This window comes from Streptomyces sp. NPDC004609 (assembly GCF_042873655.1).
Lineage (GTDB): Bacteria > Actinomycetota > Actinomycetes > Streptomycetales > Streptomycetaceae > Streptomyces.
The window spans coordinates 185,293-204,969 of the sequence record NZ_JBIALS010000003.1 but is presented as its reverse complement, the minus strand read 5'-3'; the positions used below and the strand labels follow the sequence as shown (position 1 = coordinate 204,969).

17 protein-coding genes are annotated in these 19,677 nt (G+C 72.9%); 14 read left to right on the top strand and 3 right to left on the bottom strand.

What is annotated here, in order from left to right:
* The first annotated feature begins 113 nt into the window (after positions 1 to 113).
* From ACFYT4_RS04220 to ACFYT4_RS04190, 7 genes are all read left to right on the top strand, one after another.
* Positions 114 to 542: a hypothetical protein gene (locus ACFYT4_RS04220; RefSeq protein ID WP_389265071.1), complete on the top strand. Its 429-nt coding sequence runs from the start codon at positions 114 to 116 to the stop codon at positions 540 to 542.
* A gap of 177 nt (positions 543 to 719) precedes the next feature.
* On the top strand, positions 720 to 1,601 hold the full coding sequence (locus tag ACFYT4_RS04215; RefSeq protein WP_389265069.1) for a TatD family hydrolase: 882 nt from the start codon (positions 720 to 722) through the stop codon (positions 1,599 to 1,601).
* A gap of 140 nt (positions 1,602 to 1,741) precedes the next feature.
* Positions 1,742 to 3,019 carry a ubiquitin-like domain-containing protein gene (locus tag ACFYT4_RS04210; protein WP_389265067.1) on the top strand — a complete coding sequence of 426 codons (1,278 nt, stop codon included), beginning with the start codon at positions 1,742 to 1,744 and terminating at the stop codon, positions 3,017 to 3,019.
* An 18-nt stretch (positions 3,020 to 3,037) separates the two neighbouring features.
* The gene (gene rsmA / locus ACFYT4_RS04205) at positions 3,038 to 3,913 is read left to right on the top strand and encodes a 16S rRNA (adenine(1518)-N(6)/adenine(1519)-N(6))-dimethyltransferase RsmA (RefSeq protein WP_389265065.1); all 876 of its coding nucleotides are present in this window, start codon (positions 3,038 to 3,040) and stop codon (positions 3,911 to 3,913) included.
* Complete coding sequence (locus ACFYT4_RS04200) at positions 3,910 to 4,803, top strand: 4-(cytidine 5'-diphospho)-2-C-methyl-D-erythritol kinase (RefSeq protein WP_389265063.1); 894 nt, start codon at positions 3,910 to 3,912, stop codon at positions 4,801 to 4,803. The genes rsmA and ACFYT4_RS04200 overlap by 4 nt, the downstream gene beginning before the upstream one ends.
* 406 nt (positions 4,804 to 5,209) lie before the next feature.
* Positions 5,210 to 5,479 carry a hypothetical protein gene (locus ACFYT4_RS04195; RefSeq protein WP_389265062.1) on the top strand — a complete coding sequence of 90 codons (270 nt, stop codon included), beginning with the start codon at positions 5,210 to 5,212 and terminating at the stop codon, positions 5,477 to 5,479.
* A 199-nt stretch (positions 5,480 to 5,678) separates the two neighbouring features.
* Entirely contained in the window at positions 5,679 to 6,554 is an 876-nt protein-coding gene (locus ACFYT4_RS04190) for a glycosyltransferase family 2 protein (protein WP_389265060.1), read from the top strand.
* 109 nt (positions 6,555 to 6,663) lie between these two features.
* Here the strand turns inward: ACFYT4_RS04190 and ACFYT4_RS04185 are convergent, their stop codons facing one another.
* The 3 genes from ACFYT4_RS04185 to ACFYT4_RS04175 all read right to left on the bottom strand — a co-directional run bounded on the left by ACFYT4_RS04185 (position 6,664) and on the right by ACFYT4_RS04175 (position 9,150).
* Positions 6,664 to 6,849, bottom strand: a complete 186-nt coding sequence (locus tag ACFYT4_RS04185; protein ID WP_389265058.1) for a hypothetical protein — start codon at positions 6,847 to 6,849, stop codon at positions 6,664 to 6,666.
* 408 nt (positions 6,850 to 7,257) lie between these two features.
* A complete protein-coding gene (locus tag ACFYT4_RS04180; RefSeq protein ID WP_389265056.1) occupies positions 7,258 to 7,686 on the bottom strand; it encodes a hypothetical protein in 429 nt (142 codons plus the stop codon).
* 213 nt (positions 7,687 to 7,899) lie between these two features.
* Entirely contained in the window at positions 7,900 to 9,150 is a 1,251-nt protein-coding gene (locus tag ACFYT4_RS04175) for a helix-turn-helix domain-containing protein (RefSeq protein WP_389265054.1), read from the bottom strand.
* A 107-nt stretch (positions 9,151 to 9,257) separates the two neighbouring features.
* Here ACFYT4_RS04175 and ACFYT4_RS04170 point away from each other — a divergent pair, with 107 nt between their 5' ends.
* The 7 genes from ACFYT4_RS04170 (at position 9,258) to ACFYT4_RS04140 (ending at position 19,362) form a co-directional block, all read left to right on the top strand.
* Positions 9,258 to 9,833 (top strand): GNAT family N-acetyltransferase, encoded by a 576-nt coding sequence (locus ACFYT4_RS04170; RefSeq protein WP_389265052.1) that lies wholly within the window; start codon positions 9,258 to 9,260, stop codon positions 9,831 to 9,833.
* 220 nt (positions 9,834 to 10,053) lie between these two features.
* Complete coding sequence (locus ACFYT4_RS04165; RefSeq protein WP_389265050.1) at positions 10,054 to 10,422, top strand: nuclear transport factor 2 family protein; 369 nt, start codon at positions 10,054 to 10,056, stop codon at positions 10,420 to 10,422.
* 120 nt (positions 10,423 to 10,542) lie between these two features.
* Positions 10,543 to 12,042, top strand: a complete 1,500-nt coding sequence (locus ACFYT4_RS04160; RefSeq protein ID WP_389265048.1) for an acyltransferase family protein — start codon at positions 10,543 to 10,545, stop codon at positions 12,040 to 12,042.
* A 61-nt stretch (positions 12,043 to 12,103) separates the two neighbouring features.
* Positions 12,104 to 13,987 carry an ABC-F family ATP-binding cassette domain-containing protein gene (locus tag ACFYT4_RS04155; protein WP_389265046.1) on the top strand — a complete coding sequence of 628 codons (1,884 nt, stop codon included), beginning with the start codon at positions 12,104 to 12,106 and terminating at the stop codon, positions 13,985 to 13,987.
* Between the two features lie 268 nt (positions 13,988 to 14,255).
* On the top strand, positions 14,256 to 16,094 hold the full coding sequence (locus ACFYT4_RS04150; RefSeq protein WP_389265044.1) for a PQQ-binding-like beta-propeller repeat protein: 1,839 nt from the start codon (positions 14,256 to 14,258) through the stop codon (positions 16,092 to 16,094).
* Between the two features lie 394 nt (positions 16,095 to 16,488).
* A complete protein-coding gene (locus tag ACFYT4_RS04145) occupies positions 16,489 to 18,294 on the top strand; it encodes a PQQ-binding-like beta-propeller repeat protein (RefSeq protein WP_389265042.1) in 1,806 nt (601 codons plus the stop codon).
* Positions 18,295 to 18,672: 378 nt separating this feature from the next.
* Positions 18,673 to 19,362 carry a LuxR C-terminal-related transcriptional regulator gene (locus ACFYT4_RS04140; protein ID WP_389265040.1) on the top strand — a complete coding sequence of 230 codons (690 nt, stop codon included), beginning with the start codon at positions 18,673 to 18,675 and terminating at the stop codon, positions 19,360 to 19,362.
* Positions 19,363 to 19,677 lie beyond the last annotated feature (315 nt).

The window sequence follows — 19,677 nt, the reverse complement described above, 5'->3', positions numbered from 1 at the left end:
CGCGTCCAGGGGCAGTTGGGCATGGGAACGCCAAAGACCACACCATTATTCGACAGGCGCTGATGCGCTCCCGCCGGAATGGCAGTCCACTGGGGCAGTGGAGAGGAGCAGGCATGAGTGAGATCACCGGCACCGCCAAGGCCCACGAGGCCTATGCCTTTGCTTGTATGCGCTGCGGGCACGGCTGGGAACAGTCGTACGAAATCGAGCACCACGTCGATCCCACCGACCCCGCCCGCCATGAATACGTCGTCTACAAGACGGGTGGCGTGCGCGTGCCGTCCCCGCTGTCGAGCCCCACGTGCGCGAATTGCGGCGGGCACGTCGTGAGGATCATGCGAGCCGGACAGGTCTCGTCCGTGCTCGATCTGGTCGAGCGGTCGTCGCGCACGGTGCGCCCGCCGCGGGGGAAGAAGTCCTCTGACCGCAAGCCGGCGGAGGAACGGGAGAAGGAGGGCGTCGCCGCCGAGGGGGCGCGGGACACCCCCGCCGAGCCCCATCACTGGCACCTGTCCGACCTGCTGCACCCGTTCCGGAGGTAGCCCGGACACCCGGGGGCCTCGGGGGTCCTCGGGCGGGCGCCGGGCCGGACCCGGCCCCAGGACAGGTGGGGCCGGAGAAGGCGGAGGCGGCACCGGGACCGGGACGGGTGGGCCTGACACGGCCCCGGGCGGGACCGAGGGCGGGCGCGCCTGGCCGGGCCTCGTAGGATCGCGTCCATGAGTGCGAAGTCCGCCCCGCCGCCGCTGCCCGAACCGCTCGGGGTTCCGGTCGCCGATTCCCACACCCACCTGGACATGCAGGAGGGCACCGTCGAGGAGTCGCTGGCGAGGGCGGCGGCCGTGGGGGTCACCACCGTCGTCCAGGTGGGCTGCGACCTCAAGGGCTCCCACTGGGCGGCCCGGATCGCGGCCGACCACCGGGAGGTGCACGCCTCGGTCGCCCTGCACCCGAACGAGGCCCCGCGGATCGTCCTCGGCGACCCCGCGGGGACCCCCGCGGCCGGAGCCCGGCGGGGGGTGCGCGAGGCCGGCGGGGACGGCGCCCTCGACGACGCGCTCGCCGAGATCGACGCGCTGGCCGCCCTGCCGCAGGTGCTGGCGGTCGGGGAGACCGGGCTCGACTATTTCCGTACCGGACCGGAGGGAATCACCGCTCAGGAACGCTCATTCCGCGCGCATATCGAGATCGCCAAACGGCATGGAAAAGCGTTGGTGATCCACGACCGTGACGCGCATGCCGATGTTCTTCGCGTCCTCGCGGAAGAAGGCGCGCCCGAGCGCACGATCTTCCACTGCTATTCGGGGGACGCGGAAATGGCGGAGGTGTGCGCGGCGGCGGGCTACTACATGTCCTTCGCGGGCAATGTGACCTTCAAGAACGCCCGTCCCCTGCGGGACGCCCTCGCCGTCGCCCCCCGCGAACTCGTCCTCGTCGAAACCGACGCGCCCTTTCTCACCCCGGCCCCCTACCGCGGACGGCCCAACGCCCCATATCTCATTCCGATCACGCTGCGGGCCATGGCGGAGGTCAAGGGACTGGACGAGGACACGCTGGCCGCGGCCGTCGCGGCGAATACCGCCGAGGCCTTCGGTTACTGACCGATAACGGAATCGGGCCCTTTTCGGCGCGTACGGCGTATCGACGCGACGCTGAGTAGTCGTATTGCAGGGGAGAGTGACAAACCTCCGATATCGTCCCCGCCGCGAGACCTTCGGGCGGACCGGACATACGGAGCGTCATGAGCAATACGGGCAATGGGGGCGATGGTCACGGGGGCGGCGGGGGCGGAGAGAGCGGCGGTGGCGGCACCGCCACGCTGACGGAGCCGCACGCGCTCCCCTGCGAACCCGGCACCCCCGTTCCGGCCCCTGCCCGGAGGACCGGGACCCGCCGGGTGCCCGGACGCCGCCGCCCTGCCCGGCGGACCGGCACCCTGCGCAGGCTGCTCCCGCAGGCGCTCGTCGTCGCGTTCCTCGCGGGCGGCACCTCCGCGTTCCTCGCCGACGACAAGGCCGTCCGGCTCACCGTCGACGGCGTGGCGCGCACCACGCACACCTTCGCCGACGACGTCCGGGAGCTCCTCGAAGAGGAGGATCTCGACGTCGGCGCCCACGACATCGTCGTCCCCGCCCCCGGCACCCCCCTCGGCAGCGGGGACGAGATCGTCGTCCGCCACGGCCGTCCCGTCACCCTCACCCTCGACGGCCACCGCCGCCGGGTGTGGACCACCGCCCGCACCGTCGACGGCGCGCTGCGGCAGCTCGGGGTCCGCGCCGAGGGCGCGTACCTGTCCGTGTCCCGCTTCTCCGTGATCTCCCGCGACGGCCTCTCCCTGGACGTCCGCACCGAGCGGACCGTCACCTTCCTCGCCGACGGGCGCGAGCGCGTGATCCGTACCAACGCGGCCACCGTCATCGAGGCGCTCGCCCGGGCGGGCATCACCCTCACCGGCGAGGACACCACCTCCGTACCGCCCGCGAGCTTCCCGTACGACGGGCAGACCGTCACCGTCACCCGGATCACCGGCACCACACGGATCCGCGAGGTGCCGATCCCGTACGACACCGTCAGGACCGAGGACCCCGGCGAGTTCGCCGGTACGGAGGTCGTCGTCCAGCCGGGCCGGGCGGGCGCCCGCCGCGTCACCGACGCCCTGCGCACGGTCGACGGCGTCCGCCAGAAGCCGAGGCGGATCGCGGACGAGGTGGTACGCCGGCCCGTCACCCGGCGGGTCGCGGTCGGCACCCGGCCGCTGCCGGAGTCCGTACGGGGCGCGGACGGCCTCGACTGGGCCGCCCTCGCGCAGTGTGAGTCCGGCGGCCGCCGGAACGCGGTGGACCCCTCGGGCACCTACGGCGGGCTCTACCAGTTCGACATCCGCACCTGGCGCTCCACCGGCGGCAGCGGACGGCCGCAGGACGCGTCCGCCGCCGAGCAGACCTACCGGGCGAAGAAGCTGTACGCGCGGCGGGGCGCGAGCCCCTGGCCCCACTGCGGCAGCAGGCTGAACGGCTAGCACCCTTAGGCTGTATCGGTGAGTACCACTGAGCCCCCCGATCCCGATGCCGCCGGCGTCCTCCTCGGTCCCGCGGACATCCGCGAACTGGCCGCGGCGCTGGGCGTACGCCCCACCAAGGCGCGCGGCCAGAACTTCGTCATCGACGCGAACACCGTCCGCCGGATCGTGCGGACCGCCGGGGTCCGCGAGGACGACGTCGTCGTCGAGGTCGGACCCGGGCTCGGTTCGCTGACCCTCGCGCTGCTGGAGACGGCGCGGCACGTCGTCGCCGTCGAGATCGACGACCTCCTCGCGGGCGCGCTGCCCGCGACGGTCCTGGCCCGGCTGCCCGGGAAGGCGCGGAACTTCTCGCTCGTCCACGCCGACGCGATGACCGTCGGGGAACTGCCCGGCCCGTCGCCGACCGCGCTGGTCGCGAACCTCCCGTACAACGTCGCCGTGCCCGTCCTCCTCCATATGCTCGACCGCTTCCCCGGCATCGCGCGCACCCTCGTGATGGTCCAGGCGGAGGTCGCCGACCGGCTCGCGGCCGGGCCCGGGAACAAGGTGTACGGCGTGCCGTCGGTGAAGGCGAACTGGTACGCCGAGGTCAAGCGCGCCGGGTCGATCGGCCGCAACGTCTTCTGGCCCGCGCCCAACGTCGACTCGGGGCTCGTCTCCCTCGTCCGCCGCGACCCTCCGGGGACGACGGCGTCCAAGGAGGAGGTTTTCGCGGTGGTCGACGCGGCCTTCGCGCAGCGCCGCAAGACCCTGCGGGCCGCCCTGGCGGGCTGGGCGGGCTCCCCGGCCGCCGCCGAGGCCGCCCTGCTGACGGCGGGCGTCTCCCCGCAGGCGCGCGGGGAGTCCCTGACGGTGGAGGAGTTCGCACGGATCGCGGAGGCGAAGGCGTGAGCGTCACGGTACGGGTCCCGGCCAAGGTCAACATCCAGCTCGCGGTGGGCGGCGCGCGCCCCGACGGCTTCCACGACCTGGCGAACGTGTTCCTCGCGGTGTCCCTGTACGACGAGGTCACCGTCCGCCCCGCGCCCGCCCTCACCCTCACCTGCGAGGGCCCCGACGCGGCGCGGGTCCCCCTGGACCGTACGAACCTCGCGGCCCGCGCTGCCGAACTGCTGGCCGCGCGCCACGGGCTCTCCCCGGACGTCCACATCCACATCGCCAAGGACATCCCCGTCGCGGGCGGCATGGCGGGCGGCAGCGCGGACGGCGCGGGCGCGCTCCTCGCCTGCGACACGCTGTGGGGCCTCGGCACCCCCCGGTCCGAACTGCTCTCCCTCTGCGCCGAACTGGGCTCCGACGTCCCCTTCAGCCTCCTCGGCGGCGCGGCCCTCGGCACCGGCCGCGGCGACCGGCTGACCCCCCTCGGCGTCGGCGGCACCTTCCACTGGGTGTTCGCCGTGGCGGACGGCGGGCTGTCGACCCCCGCGGTGTACGGCGAGTTCGACCGCCTCACCGCCGGTACCCCGGTCCCCGCCCCCGAGGCGTCCGCACCGCTGCTCGACGCCCTCCGCACGGGCGACGCACCCGCCCTCGGGGCCGCCCTGGCGAACGACCTCCAGCCCGCGGCCCTCTCCCTGCGCCCGTCCCTGCGGTCCACCCTCGACACGGGCCTGGCCGCGGGCGCGCTCGCGGCCCTCGTCTCGGGCTCGGGCCCCACGACGGCGTTCCTGGTCAAGGACGAGGACGCGGCGGCCTCGGTGGCCGCGGCCCTGTCGGCGTCCGGCACCTGCCGCGCGGCGCGGGTGGCGTCCTCGCCGGTGCCGGGCGCGGTGGTCCGCTGAGCGGACCCCCGGGACGGGGTGCCGGGGCCCGAGCGGGCTGGACCCCGGGGTTCCACCGGCCGGACTCCTTCGTCCCACGGGGCCGGACCCGGGGAGTCCACCGGCCGGACTGCCGGGGCCCACGGGGCCGGACTCCCGGGTTCCACGGTGCGGACCCCGGGGTTCCACCGGCCGGGCTCCCGCGTCCCGCCGGACCCGGACCCGGACCCGGACCCGGAGCCGCGTACCCGGACCGGTGGCGCACGAGCCCGGAGCGGTGGCGCACGAGCCCGGACTCCATCCGACCCACCCGGATCTTTCGGGTGATCGGCACGCCGGCCCGGTGTGTGGTGCCGCTCCCGTCCGCCCCCGCGTGATCGATTGCTCTCCATGCCCGGTTCCGGTGACCGGGCCCGGAGAGGAATCCATGAAGAGCACCCTGGCCAAGGCCCTCGTCACCGCGGGCGCCGCACTGTCCCTGGCCGCCGTCGCCGCCCCGGCCCACGCGGACGCCACCGCCGGCGGGGGCGGCGAGTACATCGCCTCCGCCGAGCACCCGTTCGTCTTCGCCGCCTCCGAGGAGTACGGCTTCGCGGCGACCGACACCGTCTTCGTCGGGGGCACCGCCTGGAACTGGGCCACCGGCAGCACGGCGGGCAGCGGCTTCGAGGGCGTCGCGATCATCGAAGGACACTGACGCCGGGCCGGGGCCGGGCGCGGGGCCACGGGGGCTCGGCGCCCGGCCTCCGGCCTGTCCGGACCGCTGCCGCGGACGTAAGCTGACGTATACGCTTTGTCGCTTCCGCCGGTCCGGTGAGGAGCGTCCGCCGTGGCGTTGGCCGCCCCCTGGGTGCGGCCGGTATTCCGGGGATCAGCCCAGGACGGAGAGAACATCGATGCGTCGCCCGCGCTTGGGGATCGCCATCCTGACCATGGGCAACCGGTCCGCCGAACTGGCCGCCCTGCTCGACTCGGTCGCCCGCCAGGACACCCCCGCGACCCGGATCGTGGTCGTCGGCAACGGTTCGCCCCTGGAGCCGCTCCCCGCCGGGGTGACCGGAGTCGAACTGCCGGAGAACCTCGGCGTGACCGGCGGCCGGAACGCCGCGATCGCCCGGCTCCGTGAGTTCGGGGACGTCGACGTCGTCGTGGATCTGGACGACGACGGACTCCTCATCAGTACGGATGTCTTCACCCGGCTCGCCGGGCTGTACGAGTCGGACGCCCGGCTCGGCATCGTCAGCTTCCGCATCGCCGACGAACACGGCCGCACCCAGCGCCGCCACGTTCCCCGCCTGCGGGCCAAGGACCCCGAGCGCGGCGGATGGGTGACGACCTTCCTCGGCGGCGGGCACGGCCTGTCCATGCGGATGCTCGACGAGATCGGCGGCTGGCCGGAGGAGTTCTTCTACGCCCACGAGGAGACGGACCTCGCGTGGCGGGCCCTGGACCGGGGCTGGAAGGTGCTGTACGAGCCCGGGCTGGTGCTCCGTCACCCCTGGACCTCGCCCACCCGGCACGCGATGTTCCACCGCATGGTGGCCCGCAACCGCGTATGGCTCGCCAAACGCCACCTTCCCGCCCTCCTCGTCCCCGTCTACCTGGGCGTATGGACCGCGTTGACCCTGGCCCGCACCCGCTCGGCCTCCGGCCTGCGCGCCTGGTTCGCCGGCTTCGCCGAGGGCGTCCGCACACCGTGCCCGCCCCGGCGGCCGATGCGGTGGACCACGGTCTGGCGCATGACCCGCCTGGGCCGCCCCCCGGTGATCTGACCACCACCCGCCACCCGCCTGGGCGGCCCTGCCCCCGGGGTGGGGCCGCCAGGGGAACGGCGCGGTGCCGCCCCGCTGCCGTGAACGGCTGGGTCGTCGGCTGGCGGCTTCACGCGCGTGTGTGTTCGTCGGGGGTGGGGCCGGGGGTGAGGTGGGGTGCGCAGTGGGGGCAGGCGTAGTGGAGTGAGCGTTCTATCCAGCGGATGGGGATGGGGGCGTGGGTGGGGCGGGTGCAGTGGGTGCAGGTGGCGGTGAGGGGCTCGGGTGCGGGGGCGGTGAGTGCGGCGGCGTTCACGGGCACGCTCCCGGGAGTGCGAGGCCGTGGGGTGCGTGCAGGAGCGTCTTCCGGCGCGGTCCGCGGTTGCGGATGCGGAGTTGGAGGGTGTCCTCGACGGGCGCGTAGGGGCGTACGAGCCGGTTGTCCTCCCCACGGAGCGGCGTACGGCGTTCGACGACATGGACCGGGACGGGCGTGGTCCATGGCTCCCCCCACGGGTTGAGCGGGGCGGACCGGTCCGCGGGGGCGTGATCCCCCTGGGCGGATAACAGCCGGCCCAGCACCCACATCAGGACTTGGGCGAGGGTGTGGCGCATGGGGTGGTGGCTCCTTGGTCGGTGGTGGGTGGCCCCGGCCTGCCCGTGACGGGGGGTGTGGGCGGGCCGGGGCCCGGGGGCCGCCCGGGGGCGGTGGTTTGCGGGGAGGTCAGGCGCGTTCGCAGGGCCGGGTGTGGAAGACGAGGGTGACGCCCGCGCCCGAGCCGGAGAACTTCACGGCCTCCTCGTACGGTTCGCCGGGCAGGAGGGGCTCCCGGCAGCAGTCACAGCGCCGCAGCACCCCGCCCGGGGCGGGAACGACCCGCAGATACGCGGTCCTGATCTCCCGGAACCCGCTGTGCTCCGGATGCGCCTGGGTATGCGCGATGGCCCACGCCTCCGGCCCCAGACCCTCCGTACACGCCTGCGACCGCCCGTCACACGAGGTGCACTCCACCTCCCGCACCGGCCCGGACACCCCCGGAGAACGATCCGCCCCGATCACCCAGTCCGCCCGCGTCACGACCGCCGCCACGACCCCACCACCGGCACCGGCCCGGCCGCCGCCGCGGACGCCGTACAGCGGGCACACGAACACGCCGGAAACGCCAACGACTGAGGAACGGGCCGGTCCTCATCGCTGGGTACCTCAACCGGTCGGCCCACGGGAACCCGCTCCCCGTCCCGGCCCACCCGATACACCTTGATCGTCATCACGGGTCGTCCCCCGTCGCCTCAGGTCCCTGGTCAGTGGTGAGACGACGCTAACGGCCGTGCACGTGAGGCAGGCGCACAAAGTGTGCGCAGTTGTTCAGGCGGCCAGCATGCCCAGCTTCACCGCGAGTTCGCAGGCCCGTTGCCTTCGGCCCGGAGCCTTGGACGCGGCTTCCTCCAGGATGATCCGCTTGGCGTAGCCGTTGTACTTGATCGTCTCCGGGGCGGCCTCGTGAGCCTGTGCCAGCGTGGCGAGGGCCACATCGGGTTGCCCGTCGAGTTGGTAGCCGCGGGCCTGCTCGATGCGGTGCCGGGCGCGGCGCGGCCGCGACGGAATGGTCGTGGCCTCCGAGGCGGCGGCCTGCCGTACGGACTCCCCGCCCGCGTGCAGTTCGACCGCGACGGTCACGGCGTGAGCGCCCACGATGGCGCGCGAGAACGACGTCACGGGGTGGTAGTACGCCTCCGGAAGCCTGTCGGCCATGGCACGGGACCGGTCCCAGTACTGCCAGGCCGTACCGGATTCACCGCGGCGGGCAGCCGTGTATCCCGCCTCGAACGTCAGCGCTCCGGCGATCGCGAGAACGTCATCTGCCGCGTCGGACAGGAGAGGCGCGAGGAACGACAGGGCTCCCATGGTGACCGCGTCGGCCGCGTCGTAGTGCCCCGGGCCGGAGTCGCGGTGGGCCTGGGCGGTGAGCCATGCGGCCACTCCGATGGTGTGCGGATCCTCGGACTCCTGTGCCGCGACCATGCCGCGTTCGGCGACGCGCCACAGGAGAGCGGTGTCGGGCTGGTAGGCCAAGAAGAACTGGGCGAGGGAGTAGACCTCGCTCAACACGCCCTGCGCGGCACGTCGTTCGGCGGCGCTGTCAGCCTGTCGTACGGCGGCCTGGGCGTCCTTGACCAACTCGGGGAGCAGCGCGCCCACGACCTCGCGGTGATCGGGCGCGGAGTGGCGGGCCGCCCACGCACGGGCGAGCCGGGCGGTCAGATGACCCACGGTCGGCGCCTCGCGTCCGGTGGTGAGAGGGAACGCGTCGACAGCGGACCTCACCGCCGCGAGTCGCGGATGGCCTGGGCCGGTGAAGAGGGCGACGGGCACGGACTGGTCCCCGGTGAGATCGGACAGGTCCCGTACCCGCAGAATCTCCGCGATACGCAGCACGACGTCAAGACGCGGCACCTTCAGCCGCCCCTCCTCCAGGGCACGCACCCACGACGCGGATTTCCCCATGAGACCCCCGAGCTGTTCACGGGTCTGCCCGCGCCTGGTTCGGAGGATCTTCAGCCTCTGCCCGAAGGCGATGGGGTCACGGTACGGATCCGGGCTCGCGGTTCCTCGCACGGCTTCGCCCCTCTTCCTCACACAGCCTGGTCACCGCCAGGGTAGGCCCGAGCCCGCTGCCACGGGACCCCACAGATCGCGGTCGCCGCCGCTCGGAAGGGACGCCCATGACCCCGCACCCCGCGCTCGACCTCCGTCACCACGACCACACCCACGCCGTCGCAATCCGCACACTTCTCCTGGACGTTCACGACGAGGCGTACGAGGGCAGTGACGATCCCCTCGCCGGGCGGGACGCCTTCGCCCGGTTCGTCGACCACTGGTCCGCCCGCGACGGCTTCGCCTGCGTGATCGGCTACGACGGTGGGCAGCCTGTCGGCTATGCCTACGGCGCACCGCTGAGCTCGGCCACCACCTGGTGGGCCAAGGTCGTGCCGCCCCTGCCGGACGGGTTCACCGCCGAGACCGGCAACCGCACCTTCGCTCTGTCCGAACTCATGGTCCGTGCGCCCTGGCGCGGCACAGGGGCCTCCCGGCGCATTCATGACGCCCTGCTGGCCCCGCGTACGGAACAGCGGACCACTCTCCTCGTACACAAGGAGCATCCGAAAGTGCGGGCCCTGTACACAAGCTGGGGTTACCGGTCCGTCGGAGAGGTCGTTCCCTTCCCGGGCGCACCGGACCTGTGCGCGATGGTCCTGGAGCACGGACTTCGACCGCGCGCCGGCACACCCCCGGCCTGAGCGGACGCCCCGTCCACACCGAGGGCGAACGGTCGGCCCTGACAGCCATGGCCGCCCACACCACCGTCCCGCTTCCGCCGCGGCATTACCCCGGACGTAATCGACCCGCACCCCCGGTGCCCGGCAAGCTGAAGGCATCCGGAGCACGGGGGTGGGGAACTCCTCCCGGCTCCGGTGCCACCGGCACAGGGGACCGACCACTTTCAGGAGACTGATTCACATGTCCGTGCACGAGACCGCTGTCGCCCGTTACTTCGAGGCGTGGAACGCCCAGGGGGCCGAGGACATCGCCAAGGCCGTCGCCGACGCCTGGACGGAGGACGGGACCTACACCGACCCGCTGGCCGACGTCAGCGGCCACGCGGGCGTCGCCGCGGTGATCGCCGGCGCCCATGAGCAGTTCCCCGGGTTCGAGTTCCGGCAGCTCGGGGAGGTCGACGGTCACCACTCGATCGCCCGCTTCGGGTGGGAGCTGGTGTCCGTCGCGGACGGGTCCGCGCCCGTCGCCGGGTTCGATGTGATCGAACTCGCGGAGGACGGCCGGATCCGCCGGGTGTTCGGATTCCTGGACCGTGTCCCCACGAGCTGAGGCCCGCGCGTCCGCGAGGGCCGCGCATCGGCCGTGACCCCGGGGGCGTCCCCGTACTCAGAGCGGAGTTGAGTACGGGAGCCCTCACCGGGCGGGGGCCGGGCGGGTGACCGTACCGGTATGGGATCAACCGTTCGTGAGCTGGCCGCCGCCACCCCCGGTACGCGGGACCGGTACGTCGATCTGCTGCGGGTCGCGTCGCTCGGCGTCGTGGTGCTCGGGCACTGGCTGATGGCCGCCGTCACCGGGGACGGGGTCGGGAATCTGCTGGCCGTCGTCCCGGAGCTGCAGGCGCTGACATGGGTGCTCCAGGTCATGCCGGTGTTCTTCTTCGTCGGCGGGTTCTCGCACGCGCTCTCGTACCGCTCGCTGAGCCGGAAGCACCCCGGGGGCACCGGGCTGTACGCCGTGTTTCTGCGGGCCAGGCTCCAGCGGCTGCTGCGGCCCACGATGGTGTTCATCCTCGTGTGGGGCGCCGCAGCGCTGATCGTGCAGCTGCTCGGCGGGGACAGGGGACTGACCGGGGTCGCGCTGCGGCTCGTGGCGCAGCCGCTGTGGTTCATCGGGATCTATCTGGCGATGGTGGCGTTCACCCCGGCGCTGCTGAAGCTGCACGAGCGGTACGGGTGGGGAGCCTTCGGTGCGCTGCTCGCGGGAGCCGTCGCCGTGGACGTCGCGCGGTTCGCGCTGGGCGTTCCGTATGTGGAGTTCCTGAACTTCGGTTTCGTATGGCTGGCGGTCCACCAACTCGGATTCCTCCGGGCGGACGGGAGGATCCGGATACCGGCGGCCCTCGCGGGTGGCGGACTCGCGGGGGCCGCCGCACTCGTGGCGTACGGGCCCTATCCGCTGTCCATGGTGGGGATGCCCGGCGAGAAGGTGTCCAACATGGCGCCGCCGACGCTCGCGCTGCTCTGCCACGGGCTGTGGCTCGTCGGCGCGGTCGAGCTGCTGCGGAGGCCGGGGACCCGGCTGGTGCGCGGGGCCCGGGTCTGGCGCGGGGTCGTGGCCGCGAACGGGATCGCGATGACCGCGTTCCTGTGGCATCTGACCGCGATGCTCGGGGTGTACGGCGCGATGCTCGCGCTCGGGGCGGGGCTGCCCGAGCCCGCGTCCGCCGCCTGGTGGGCGGGGACCCCCGTCCGTATCGCCGCCGCCGCTCTCCTCACGGCCGGTCTCGTCGCCGTGTTCCGGGGCTTCGAACGGCCGGCCCCGGGCACCCCCGCCCCGCGCGGTGGCGGCCCGGCCCCGGGCACCTCCGCGCCGGGCGGGAGCGCTGCCGGCACGGCGCCCGGCGCGGGCACCCCGGCCGAGGGCAGAACCCCGGCCGCGGGGGAAGCCGCGACCGAAGGCGAGCCCCCGGCACCCGGCACAAGCCCGGCACCCGGCGGGAGCCGTCCCCTGCCCGGCCGGACCGCCCGGGCCCCGCGCTCCGGACCCCTCGCCGCGATCGGGGTCGCGCTGTGTCTGTTCGGGGTGCTCGGGCTGTCCATGGTCGGCTTCGGCGGCCTGCTGGACGGCAGGTCGGCGACGCTGATCGCGGTACGGATCACCGCGCCCGCCGCCGTGGCCATGGCGCTCGCCGGGTGGCTGCTGGTGGAGCGAACCGGGCGCTCCTGAGCGTTCCGCGCGGCGACTACCCTGGGAGGCCGATGCTTCCCCCGCCCGTATCAGGAGAGTAATGGCCGTCAATCTGGTCAATGTCGAGGCCGTCAGCAAGGTGTACGGAACCCGTGCCCTGCTCGACACCGTGTCCCTCGGCGTCTCCGAGGGCGACCGTATCGGCATCGTCGGCCGCAACGGGGACGGCAAGACCACCCTCGTACGGCTGCTCGCCAAGCTGGAGGAGCCCGACACCGGCCGAGTGACCCAGAGCGGCGGACTGCGGCTCGGGGTGCTCACCCAGCACGACTCGCTCGACCCCGCGGCGACCGTCCGCCACGAGGTGATCGGCGATCTCGCCGACCACGAGTGGGCCGGGAACGCCAAGATCCGGGATGTGCTGACCGGACTGTTCGGCGGGCTCGACCTGCCCGGTTTCCCGCAGGGCCTGGACACCGTCATCGCCCCGCTCTCCGGCGGTGAGCGCCGCCGCATCGCGCTGGCGAAGCTGCTCATCGCCGAGCAGGACCTGATCGTCCTGGACGAGCCGACCAACCATCTCGACGTCGAGGGCATCGCCTGGCTCGCCGACCACCTCCGGCGCCGCCGCTCGGCGCTCGTCTGCGTCACCCACGACCGGTGGTTCCTCGACCAGGTCTGCACCCGCATGTGGGACGTCCAGCGCGGTGCGGTGTACGAGTACGAGGGCGGCTACAGCGACTACGTCTTCGCCCGTGCCGAGCGGGAGCGCATCGCGGCCACCGAGGAGGCCAAGCGGCAGAACCTGATGCGCAAGGAGCTGGCGTGGCTCAGGCGCGGCGCCCCCGCCCGTACCTCCAAGCCCCGCTACCGCATCGAGGCCGCCAATGAGCTGATCGCCGATGTGCCGCCGCCGCGCGACACCAGTGAGCTGATGAAGTTCGCCAGCGCCCGGCTCGGGAAGACCGTCTTCGACATGGAGGACGTGACCGTGCAGGCCGGGCCCAAGGTGCTGCTGAAGCATCTGACCTGGCAGCTCGGCCCCGGTGACCGGATCGGCCTGGTCGGCGTGAACGGCGCGGGCAAGACGTCCCTCCTCAAGGCGCTCACCGACGCGGCCGTCAGCGACGGCGAGACCCAGCCCGCGGCCGGGCGGGTCGTGGTCGGCCGGACCGTCCGGCTGGCGTATCTCTCGCAGAACGTCACCGAACTGCCCCCCGCGCTGCGGGTGCTGGAGGCCGTCCAGCAGATCCGTGACCGCGTCGACCTCGGCAAGGGCCGGGAGATGACCGCGGGCCAGCTGTGCGAGCAGTTCGGCTTCGGCAAGGAGAAGCAGTGGACGCCCGTCGGCGATCTCTCCGGAGGTGAGCGCCGACGGCTCCAGTTGCTGCGGCTGCTCATGGACGAGCCGAACGTCCTCTTCCTCGACGAGCCCACCAACGACCTCGACATCGAGACGCTGACCCAGCTGGAGGACCTGCTGGACGGCTGGCCGGGCTCGATGGTCGTCATCTCCCACGACCGGTTCTTCCTGGAGCGGACGACGGACCGGACGTTCGCGCTGCTCGGCGACGCCACCCTGCGGATGCTGCCGCGCGGTATCGACGAGTATCTGGAGCGGCGCAGGGCGATGATCGAGGCGGCGGTCCCGGCCTCCTCCGCGTCCGTCTCGGGTGCGGGTGCGGGTGCGGGTGCGGGTGCGGGTGCGGGCGCGGGCTCGGGTGCCGGTGCCGCGTCCGGATCCGCGGGCCCGGCGGTCAAGGTGAGGACGGCGGGGGAGCAGCGGGCCGCGCAGAAGGAGTTGCAGCGGATCGAGCGGCAGCTCGACAAGCTCTCCGCCAAGGAGGCCGGACTCCACGACCGGATCGCCGAGAACGCCACGGATTTCGAGCGGGTGGCACAGCTCGACGCCCAGCTTCGGGAACTCGCCGGGGAACGCGAGGATTTGGAGATGCGCTGGCTGGAGTTGGCCGAAGACGCATAGTCGGCGGGGCGGGCACGCGGTCGTGACGGCGGCGTGCAGGTCTCGTAACAACGCCATCACGGGCCCGTCAGTCCTTGGGTACAGCGTGGACCGGGCACCGGTTTGACATGGCACGGGTGATAGAAAGAAGTTCCGCTCGACTGCCGTGAGAACGCGGATCCATGTCTGAAAACGCTCCTTTCCGGGATACGGCACATGCGACAGAAGTGCGCACCGGAACAGCGGGGGAGGCTGTCGGACAGCGGACCGTATGAAGGGGGAAGCGCTGATGTCTCAGCCGCCCAGCCAGCAACCGCCGGGGGGCTTCGGAGCACCCCGGGATCCCCGCCAGGGGGTTCCCCAGCCGCCGCCTCAGCCGCCCCAGGGCCCGCCGCCGCAGGCACCCGGCCAACCCCCGGCGCAGCCTCCGCAGATGCCGCCCGCTCCGCAGGGCGCGCCCCAGGCGCCGCCTCCGGCGGGCCCGCCCGCGGGTTCCCCCGCCGGTTACGGCTACCCGGGCCAGCAGGGCCAGCCGGGGCCGTACAACCAGCCCCCCGGCCCTTACGGACAGCAGCCCGGCCCCTACAACCAGCCTCCGGGGCCCTACGGCGGCTGGCAGGGCCAGCCGCAGTTCCCCGGGCCCCCGGCCGGTCCCGGAGGTCCCCCGGCACCGCCGTCCGGCGGCGGCGGTTTCTTCAAGGGCAGGACGGGGGTCGTCGTCGCCGCGGCGGTCGCCGCGCTCCTGGTCATCGGCGGCGGCACCTACGTCGCCCTGAGCGGGGACGACAAGAAGGACGACAAGCAGAAGAACGTCAGCAAGAGCGACGACCCGAGGCCCTCGGCCTCCGAGTCCGTCGACCAGGGCGACGGCTCCGGCACCGGCAGGGGCGACGACGACCTCAACGCCGGGCGCAAGCCGGGCGAGGCGAAGGCCCTCTTCGTCGCCAAGAACGACGTCGACCTGCCGAGCGGCGGGGCGGACGTCTTCGGTCCGTGGGTCGCCGGCGACACCGTCGCCAAGGCGATGTACCGCAGTGTCGTGGGGTACTCGGTGACCGACGGCAGCAAGAAGTGGACGGTGCCGCTCACCACCGAGGTGTGCGCGGCCACCCCCCAGCCGTCCGCCGACGGGAAGATCGTCATCGCGGTCAAGGACGGCCCCACGGACAAGGCCAAGTGCCTCGACCTCCAGCTGATCGACCTCACGACCGGCAAGGTGGGGTGGAAGAAGTCGATCCCGAAGGGGACCGGGTTCCTGTCCTTCTCCGACTTCACGCTCACCATCAACGGCAACACCCTCGCGGCGGGCGGCACCGGTGCGTCCTTCGGCTTCTCGATGGCCGACGGCCGACAGCTCTTCCAGGGGCCGAAGAGCGGCTGCAAGCCCTTCGCGTTCGCGGGCGGGCCCAGGCTGCTGACGGCCCTGAGTTGTCCCACGAAGGACTACAACAAGCCCAAGCACCAGCTCCAGGAGGTCGATCCGGCGACCGGCAGGGCGAAGTGGACGTTCGACGCGCCCCCGGGCTGGGAGATCGACAAGGTCTACTCGGCCGACCCGATCGTGATCTCGCTGATCCAGCGGGAGCCGAAGAAGTGGGCCGTCTTCGCGCTCACGTCCAAGGGCACGGTCCGCTCGCAGATCGACGGCGGCAAGGACAAGTACCGGATCGCCTGCGGCGGCTCGTTCGTCGTCTTCGGGCAGAACCTCGAAGGCTGCACCGGGGTCGCCGCCGACGCGAACACCTTCTACATGCCCACCGACTCCGCCCGCGCGGGCGGGGCGAACGAGGTCGTCGCGTTCAACCTCGACACGGGCAAGCCCAAGTGGCGCTCCCCGTCGGGCGGTGACACCGGGCTGATGCCGCTGCGCATGGAAGGCGGCAGCGTGGTCGTCTACCGCGAGCCGTCGTACGACTCCGGTGGCGCGATCGCCACGATCGCCCCGACGGGCGGTGCGCCGAAGGTCGTCCTCCAGCACCCCGAGGCCGCCGCGGACGTCGAGAACTCCTTCTACACGGCCCGCTATCTCTACGCGGGCGAGCGCTTCTTCATCGCGGCGGGCCGGGTGAGCGCCCGCAACGACACGGAGGAGATGCGGACCGCGACGATGATGGCCTTCGGCAAGTGACCTGCCGTCTCCGCGGCCCGTACGCGCGGACCCGGGACGCCGTCCGCCTTCCGCGCCGGTACGTCCGGCTCCCGGGCGGGCCCGCCGTCCGCTTCCCGGGCCGGTGCGCCTGCCGCCAGGGCCGGCACGCCCGGCTCCCGGGCCCGCACGCCTGCCTCCGGGGCCCGGTCCGGGCCGGCGGGCAGCCCCGGGCCCGGGCCGACGGCACTACGGAACTCCACGGCCCGGGGCCGACGGGACTCCACCACCCGGGGCCGACGGGACTCCACGGCCCGGACCTCTCCGGACCGCACGGCCCGGACCCTTCCGGACTCCGGTGTCCGGACCTCTCCGGGCTCCGGTGTCCGGGGTCCGCCCCTCTCCTTCTTCCGCTTTCTTCCGAGGTAACCACGCCATGACACAGCCGCCGCCCCCGCCGCCCCACCAGCCCCCGCAGGAGGGAGGGTTCGGCGCACCGCAGGATCCGCCCCCCGGGGGGTTCGGGCCACCGACGCCACCGCCGCCGCAGGGGCAGCCACCGCAGCCGCCCCAGGGACAGCCCGGTTACGGGTATCCGCAGCAGCCCCCGGGACAGCCGGGATACGGATACCCCCAGGCCCCCGGCGGGCAGCCGGGATACGGTTTCCCGCAGCAGCCGGGCCAGCCCGGTCAGCCCGGGTACGGGTATCCGACCCAGCCTCAGTACGCGGCACCGCAGCCCGGCGGCCCGGGCGGTCCCGGAGGCGGCAAGAAGCTCAGCACCCAGATGCAGATCATCATCGCCGCCGCGCTCGCCGTGGTGCTGATCATCGGCGCCGGCGTCTGGTTCGCCGCCTCCCGGGGCGACGACGGCGGCAAGAAGGACGAGGCCAAGAACAGCTCCGGCAAGACGTCCGAGGGCGCCACCGGCGGTGAGGACGAGAAGCCGCCCGCGGACGGCGACGGCAAGGAGAAGGCCCCCGCCAACGTCAAGTCGAAGGTGGCGTTCCAGCTTCCGGAGCCCAAGATCAGCGACATCACGGGCGTCAAGGGCTCCTGGGCCACCGACAAGGCGTACGTCAAGCCGGGTGTCGACTCGGTCGTGGGCTACGACCTCGCCAAGGGCAGCGAGCTGTGGAAGCTCCCGCTGCCCGGCCAGGTCTGCGGCGCGTCCCGGCACCAGTCCGCGGACAACAAGACCGCGATCCTCTTCGAGGCGGCCAAGCGCACCGGCACCGGGATCCAGAACTTCCAGCCGTGCACCGAGGTCGGCGCGATCGACATGACCACCGGCAAGCTGCTGTGGAGCAAGTCGATCACCACCGCGTCCAGCGGTGACCGCAAGGTCCGCTTCTCGGAGGTCACCCTCAGCGGTAACACCGTCGCCGCGGGCGGCCTCGACGGCGGCGCGGCCTTCGATCTCACCAGCGGCGCCATCCGCTGGAAGCCCACCACCAACACGGAGAACTGCGCCGACCAGGGTTACGCCGGCGGAGCCGCGCTCGTCGCGGTCCGCAAGTGCGGCGACTACGGCAGCCAGCAGGTGACCATCCAGCCGGTCGACCCGAACAACGGCACACCCCGGTTCTCCTACAAGATGCCCACGGGTGTGGAGTACGCGAGCATCATCAGCACCAAGCCGCTGGTCGTCGCGGCCGATGTCGGCGACACGGGCAAGTTCGGGATCTCGGACTTCTTCTCGATCGACGACACGGGCAAGCTGCTGGCCAAGATCTCGGCGACGGGCGACAAGTTCGAGGCGCGCTGCCGTTCCACCGAGGTCGAGTCCTGCACCAAGGTCGTCGTCGGCAACGGCCGTATCTATCTGCCGTCCGCCGAGCACCGGGGCACCGGGGACTTCGGCCGCACCAACGAGATCGTCTCGTACGACCTCGCCACCGGGAAGCCGCTGCCGGGCCGCGCGGACGCGGGTGACAAGTACACGATGTTCCCGCTCCGCATGGACGGCGGTCATCTGATCGCGTACAAGGTGCCCCCCTACGACAAGGGCGGCCAGATCGTCAGCATCCACGGCGGCACCCTCAAGCCGACGGTGCTGATGGACAATCCGGCGGAGAAGCCGGTGCGGGACGCGGAGACCAGCTTCACCCCGGACTACGCCGAGTACGTATACGCGAACGGCCGCCTTTTCATCAGCCAGGTGCTGATGAGCAAGCCGACGTCGAACAGCTCGGCGTACGGGAAGAAGTATCTGGCGGTCGCCTTCACGACGGCCGACTGACATGCGGGCCGACATGCCGACCGTCATGTCGGCCGGCGGGGCGGCGGACATGACGGCCGGCCCGGCGAGAGGCTCGCGGCCCGCACGGCGACAGGCCGGACCGCCTGCTGACGCGACGGCGGCCGGGACCCGGCCGGCCGGGCCGGACGAGACCGGAACGGGCTGATCCACCGATCAGTAGTGGCCCGGCGCATCGGAGTATCCGAGGCGCCGGGCCACTGCTTTTCGGTCATGTTGTGGCCATGCCATGGTCATAAGTAGCCCTGTTTGGCGAAGAATTCCGCACTCTGGGGGACTTCTGCCAAGTTAGGGGCGCGCAAAGTCGAACAAGCGTGTAGCTTGCCGGGGCAAGCGGCAACGGGGGATGGGGGTTGCTCGATGGGCGTTCGGCTCATGGTGGTCGACGATCACCGGCTGCTCGCCGAGGCGCTCGCCTCGGCGCTGAAGCTGCGGGGGCACCGGGTGCTCGCCGCGGCCGCGCCCGCCGCGGGCGCGGCCGAGCTGGTGGTGTCCCGGGCGCCCGAGGTGTGCCTGCTGGGCACGGCGACGCCCGCCGAGCCGGGGGCCTTCGACCCGATCGTGAAGATCAAGCGGGAGCGGCCCCAGGTGGCCGTGGTGGTGCTCGGACCCGTGCCCAGTCCCCGGGGGATCGCCGCCGCGTTCGCGGCGGGCGCGTCCGGTTATGTGCGCCACGACGAGCGCATCGAGGGCGTCGAGCGCGCGATGGTCAAGGCGCGGGCCGGTGAGGCGGTGGTGGCTCCCCAACTGCTCCAGGGGGCGTTCGCCGAACTGCTGAACCCCGTCGCCCAGCCGGACGACGAGGGCCAGCGGCTGCTGCAACTGCTCACCCCGCGCGAGGTGGAGGTGCTGGTCAGGGTCGCGGAGGGCGAGGACACCCGGCTGATCGCGGCCGGTATGGGGATCGCGCCGAGCACCGCCCGCACCCATGTGCAGCGGGTGCTGATGAAGCTCGGCGTGGGCTCCCGGCTGGAGGCCGCCGCGCTCGCGGCGCGCACCGGGCTGCTGGACCGCGCGGCCCTCGCGGCCCCACCGCCCAACGCCCGCTGACCGGCGCCCGTACCCGCGCCTCTCCACGTACGGGCTCCTCGGCGCCCGTGCCTTCCGCCGTACGGGCCCTTTGGCGCCCGCGGGGCTCCCGTGGCGGGCGCGCCCGTCCCGTGGTGACCGCTCTGCCCTGCGGACGCCCGCAGTGCTCCGTCGACCGGCGCCGGGCGGGCCGACCGGTCGGGGTCCCGTCGGCCGGGTCCGTCTCTCGTCCGACCGGCCCGGCGGCCCGCCGACCGGGCGGCCGGCGCGGGGCGATCGGCCGGATCACCCGACCCGCTGTGACGGGCCGGAAGCGCCGGATACCGTCACCTCACC